The 1,758-nt window shown below is 41.8% G+C and carries 2 protein-coding genes; both read left to right on the forward strand.

Annotated features, from left to right (window positions below):
• Positions 1-317: 317 nt before the first annotated feature.
• Positions 318-665 (forward strand): hypothetical protein, encoded by a 348-nt coding sequence (locus HW443_RS10985; RefSeq protein WP_176236274.1) that lies wholly within the window; start codon positions 318-320, stop codon positions 663-665.
• Between the two features lie 53 nt (positions 666-718).
• Positions 719-1,129 (forward strand): ribonuclease toxin HepT-like protein, encoded by a 411-nt coding sequence (locus tag HW443_RS10990; protein ID WP_176236273.1) that lies wholly within the window; start codon positions 719-721, stop codon positions 1,127-1,129.
• The last annotated feature ends 629 nt before the right edge of the window (positions 1,130-1,758 follow it).

Raw genomic sequence — 1,758 nt, forward strand, 5'->3', positions numbered from 1 at the left:
TTAGCACTGAACATGTTTGAGTTTTTGGTCAGCCTGGCAAAACCAGACCTTTTCTATCCTGAAAATAGGTTTTTCATTCTTCCGTGGTGCCGCTGTAGGCGGCATGAGTGACTTGTAAATTAAAGTTAGAAAAAATCACGCTCTACTCCCCCCTCTTTTCCATGAGGGGAGGGTGTCACGAACTTTCTGGCGCTAGTTTTGGGTTATGTACCAATGTATTCAGATGCGTTATTATTAATGGCGAGACCAGGGAAGGCTGGAGGCAGTGAAGGGGTGAAGGTTCAGTTTCCTAAGAGAGCGGACAAAGAGGGTAGTATATGGGATTAAAGACCTTTGATATTTCCCTTTGGGAAAAGGCTATAGAGGACGAATATAAGAAAAGAGAGAAAGAACGGCTAAAGATCCTTCAGAAGTCTGTAAAAACCTTAAAGACCTATTTTAAAGGCAAGGGGGTTAGGAGAGTTTTTCTTGCAGGTTCAATCCTTGAGGAGGGTAGATTTTATCCTTTCTCAGATATAGATGTAGTTGTTGATGGTCTAATAGAAGGATATTTTAAAACCTTATCAGAGCTTGAGGAACTTCTTGAAAGGAGTGTTGACCTGATAGAGCTTGAGGAATGTAAGTTTAAAGATTGCATTGAAAAGAAGGGGCTGAAGATTATATGAAAAAGGAACCTTTAGCTATACTTCTGGGCTATTTTACTAATCAGACGGAAATTATGGAAAAGATATTGCAAGAGGTTAAGGCTACCAAACCCTCTGCTAGAGAGAAGGTAAGCCACCTTGCCTATCTCCTTCATAATCTATACTGCGCATTAGAGGATCTTTTTCAAGAGATAGCCAAGACCTTTGAAAATCGTATAGAAGATCTATCTAAATACCATAGGGAGCTTCTTAAACGTATGCAATTGGATGTACCAGGGATAAGACCAAGACTCTTATCCAAAGAAAGTTACCTTATCCTTGATGAGCTGAGAGGGTTTAGACATATCTTCAGACACTCATATGACTATGAGCTCGCTCCAGATAGAGTAAAAAGTCTTAAACAGAAGATCCTTACTAATTGGAGATATATAGAAAGGGATTTGGATATTTTTATAGATTTCTTGCAAGGAGCTATGAAAGATTGAGGAGCGAATCCTCTCCGAATGTAGCTTTCTGAAGATTGGACAGGTCGAAATCAACGCTCTAGCCAAAAATAACGAAACTTGGGTATGTGAGATTAACTGGAGTACTAAGCTGGCAGGCAAAAAAGACCTCGAAGACCTGGAGAAGAAATCCGCACCCTTCGAAGCCCGATGCTGGTTTATCTCCAAAAGAATCGCCCATGCACCGCGGCGCACCACGTCGCATGAAAATTATGTTATTTTCAAGGGAGGATTTACTGAGCAGGCTATGGAGTATGCTCGAACAAAAGGGATTTTATTCTTGGATGAAGAAGATCTGAATAACATTGCCAGATCTATATCGAGACCAAATGGGGTAATAGAGACTCAGTCAAAACCATAGAACGGCCCAATCACCGCCCAAGCAGCCAGGGCACTACATGAAGCCGGTGTCCAGACTGGCGCAATGACCCCCGTTTGTCCAGCCTCTTTAGAAGGAAGCATCAAATATTAAGGGATAATTTAGGGCTCACATTTTAAACCCCTGTACTTGCATGGATAACTTCGGGCAGCTCAAGTACAGAAAGAAAGGATCCTTGCTCTTGAGCTGGAAGCTGTAGGTTAGCTGGTTTATCTTGTTCAAAGCCACAACC

It is taken from the genome of Candidatus Hakubella thermalkaliphila (assembly GCF_013281975.1).
Lineage (GTDB): Bacteria > Actinomycetota > Humimicrobiia > Hakubellales > Hakubellaceae > Hakubella > Hakubella thermalkaliphila.